The sequence below is a fragment of the Streptomyces angustmyceticus genome (assembly GCF_040701845.1).
GTDB lineage: Bacteria > Actinomycetota > Actinomycetes > Streptomycetales > Streptomycetaceae > Streptomyces > Streptomyces angustmyceticus_A.
In genome coordinates, this window is the sequence record NZ_JBFBHQ010000057.1 from 1 (window position 1) to 3706 (window position 3706).

General features: G+C 54.9%; 2 rRNA genes. Both read left to right on the top strand.

From position 1 onward, the window contains the following. A 16S ribosomal RNA gene (locus AB0411_RS37655) occupies window positions 1-387 on the top strand; the annotation flags it as partial. A 423-nt stretch (window positions 388-810) separates the two neighbouring features. Beyond that, a 23S ribosomal RNA gene (locus AB0411_RS37660) occupies window positions 811-3706 on the top strand; the annotation flags it as partial.

Consider the following 3706-nt stretch of genomic DNA (forward strand, 5'->3'; position numbering starts at 1 on the left):
CTGCCGGGGTCAACTCGGAGGAAGGTGGGGATGACGTCAAATCATCATGCCCCTTATGTCTTGGGCTTCACGCATGCTACAATGGCCGGTACAAAGGGCTGCAATACCGTGAGGTGGAGCGAATCCCAAAAAGCCGGTCCCAGTTCGGATTGAGGTCTGCAACTCGACCTCATGAAGTCGGAGTCGCTAGTAATCGCAGATCAGCAACGCTGCGGTGAATACGTTCCCGGGTCTTGTACACACCGCCCGTCAAGTCATGAAAGTCGGTAACACCTGAAGCCGGTGGCCCAACCCTTGTGGAGGGAGCCGTCGAAGGTGGGATCGGTAATTAGGACTAAGTCGTAACAAGGTAGCCGTACCGGAAGGTGCGGCTGGATCACCTCCTTTCTAAGGAGCATCTGGCACTGATGGCCTTCGGGTTGTGAGTGTCCAGGCGCCGGATCAGACCGTTCGTGTCTGCCGGTTAGCTCATGGGTGGAACATTTGACGTGGTGTCGGGGACGAGGTTCTCGGGTTTAGTACGTGGCTTGCCATTGGAATGATCTGGTTCGGAGTTGTTGACACATGCACGCTGTTGGGTCCTGAGGGGCCGGGCGCTGATCGCGCTGGTTGTTGAACCGGTGGTGGTTGGTGGCTGTTCCTCGAGGGCCTTTTCTTGATGTCGCGGTTGTGATGTCGGGGAGGGGTACCGCCCGTACTTTGAGAACTACACAGTGGACGCGAGCATCTTCGACATGAGCCTTCGGGTTTGTGTCGTGAAGATGATCTTAAAGATCATTAGTCAATTTTTTGACGATTCAACTCATGTGATTTCAAGTCTTTAAGAGCAAACGGTGGATGCCTTGGCATCTGGAGCCGAAGAAGGACGTAGCAATCTGCGATAAGCCTCGGGGAACTGATAAGCGAGTTTTGATCCGAGGGTGTCCGAATGGGGAAACCCCGCCAGGGCGCGTGCGTACCTGGTGACTCCCGCCTGAATATATAGGGCGGGTAGAGGGAACGTGGGGAAGTGAAACATCTCAGTACCCACAGGAAGAGAAAGCAACAGCGATTCCGTGAGTAGTGGCGAGCGAAATCGGAAGAGGCTAAACCTAGCGTGTGTGATAGCCGGCAGGCGTTGCATGTTGGGGGTTGTGGGACTTTTCGGATTGTTCTGCCGAGCAGTCGACGTGACAAGAGGGTATAGACGAACGGTTTTGAATGGCCGGTCATAGAGGGTGCGAACCCCGTAGTCGAAATGCCTGTTCTTGGCGTGAAGAGTATCCCAAGTAGCACGGGGCCCGAGAAATCCCGTGTGAATCTGTCAGGACCACCTGATAAGCCTAAATACTCCCAGATGACCGATAGCGGACAAGTACCGTGAGGGAAAGGTGAAAAGTACCCCGGGAGGGGAGTGAAATAGTACCTGAAACCGTTTGCTTACAAACCGTTGGAGCCTCCTTAGTAGGGGTGACAGCGTGCCTTTTGAAGAATGAGCCTGCGAGTTAGCGATACGTGGCGAGGTTAACCCGTGTGGGGTAGCCGTAGCGAAAGCGAGTCTGAATAGGGCGATTCAGTCGCGTGTCCTAGACCCGAAGCGAAGTGATCTATCCATGGCCAGGTTGAAGCGACGGTAAGACGTCGTGGAGGACCGAACCCACTTAGGTTGAAAACTGAGGGGATGAGCTGTGGGTAGGGGTGAAAGGCCAATCAAACTTCGTGATAGCTGGTTCTCTCCGAAATGCATTTAGGTGCAGCGTTGCGTGTTTCTTGCCGGAGGTAGAGCTACTGGATGGCCGATGGGCCCTACAAGGTTACTGACGTCAGCCAAACTCCGAATGCCGGTAAGTGAGAGCGCAGCAGTGAGACTGTGGGGGATAAGCTTCATAGTCGAGAGGGAAACAACCCAGACCACCAACTAAGGTCCCTAAGCGCGTGCTAAGTGGGAAAGGATGTGGAGTTGCTTTGACAACCAGGAGGTTGGCTTAGAAGCAGCCACCCTTGAAAGAGTGCGTAATAGCTCACTGGTCAAGTGATTCCGCGCCGACAATGTAACGGGGCTCAAGCACGCCACCGAAGTTGTGGCATTGACATTTTTGGTAGGCCTTCGTGGTCCAGCCGTGTTGATGGGTAGGAGAGCGTCGTGTGGCGAGTGAAGCGGCGGGGTGACCCAGCCGTGGACGCTACACGAGTGAGAATGCAGGCATGAGTAGCGAATGACGTGTGAGAAACACGTCCTCCGAAAGACCAAGGGTTCCAGGGTCAAGCTAATCTTCCCTGGGTAAGTCGGGACCTAAGGCGAGGCCGACAGGCGTAGTCGATGGACAACGGGTTGATATTCCCGTACCGGCGAAGAACCGCCCAAGCTAATCCAGTGGTGCTAAGAGTCCTAGCTCACGCTTTAGCCGATCCCTTCGGGGTGAGGCGGGTGTGTGTGAACGCTCGACCCCATGCTGGTGCGGCTAGCGTATTAACAGGTGTGACGCAGGAAGGTAGCCCAAGCCAGGCGATGGTAGTCCTGGTGCAAGTGCGTAGGCCGACTCTTAGGCAAATCCGGGAGTCATTGAGGCTGAGACACGATGCGGATAAAAAGTGGGTGATCCTATGCTGCCGAGAAAAGCATCGACGCGAGGTTCTAGCCGCCCGTACCCCAAACCGACTCAGGTGGTCAGGTAGAGAATACCAAGGAGATCGAGAGAATCGTGGTTAAGGAACTCGGCAAAATGCCCCCGTAACTTCGGGAGAAGGGGGGCCATCCACTTATTAGGACTTGCTCCGAAAGGGTGTGGTGGCCGCAGAGACTAGTGGGTAGCGACTGTTTACTAAAAACACAGGTCCGTGCCAAGTCGCAAGACGATGTATACGGACTGACGCCTGCCCGGTGCTGGAAGGTTAAGAGGACCGGTTAGCCGCAAGGCGAAGCTGAGAATTTAAGCCCCAGTAAACGGCGGTGGTAACTATAACCATCCTAAGGTAGCGAAATTCCTTGTCGGGTAAGTTCCGACCTGCACGAATGGCGTAACGACTTCCCAACTGTCTCAACCGCGAACTCGGCGAAATTGCATTACGAGTAAAGATGCTCGTTACGCGCAGCAGGACGGAAAGACCCCGTGACCTTTACTACAGCTTGGTATTGGTGTTCGGTGTGGCTTGTGTAGGATAGGTGGGAGACGGTGAAGCATTCACGCCAGTGAGTGTGGAGTCATTGTTGAAATACCACTCTGGTCACTCTGGATATCTAACTTAGGACCGTGATCCGGTTCAGGGACAGTGCCTGGTGGGTAGTTTAACTGGGGCGGTTGCCTCCCAAAATGTAACGGAGGCGCCCAAAGGTTCCCTCAACCTGGTTGGCAATCAGGTGGCGAGTGTAAGTGCACAAGGGAGCTTGACTGTGAGACTGACAGGTCGAGCAGGGACGAAAGTCGGGACTAGTGATCCGGCAGTGGCTTGTGGAAGCGCTGTCGCTCAACGGATAAAAGGTACCTCGGGGATAACAGGCTGATCTTGCCCAAGAGTCCATATCGACGGCATGGTTTGGCACCTCGATGTCGGCTCGTCGCATCCTGGGGCTGGAGTAGGTCCCAAGGGTTGGGCTGTTCGCCCATTAAAGCGGTACGCGAGCTGGGTTTAGAACGTCGTGAGACAGTTCGGTCCCTATCCGCTGCGCGCGTAGGAAGTTTGAGAGGATCTGACCCTAGTACGAGAGGACCGGGTTGGACGAACCTCT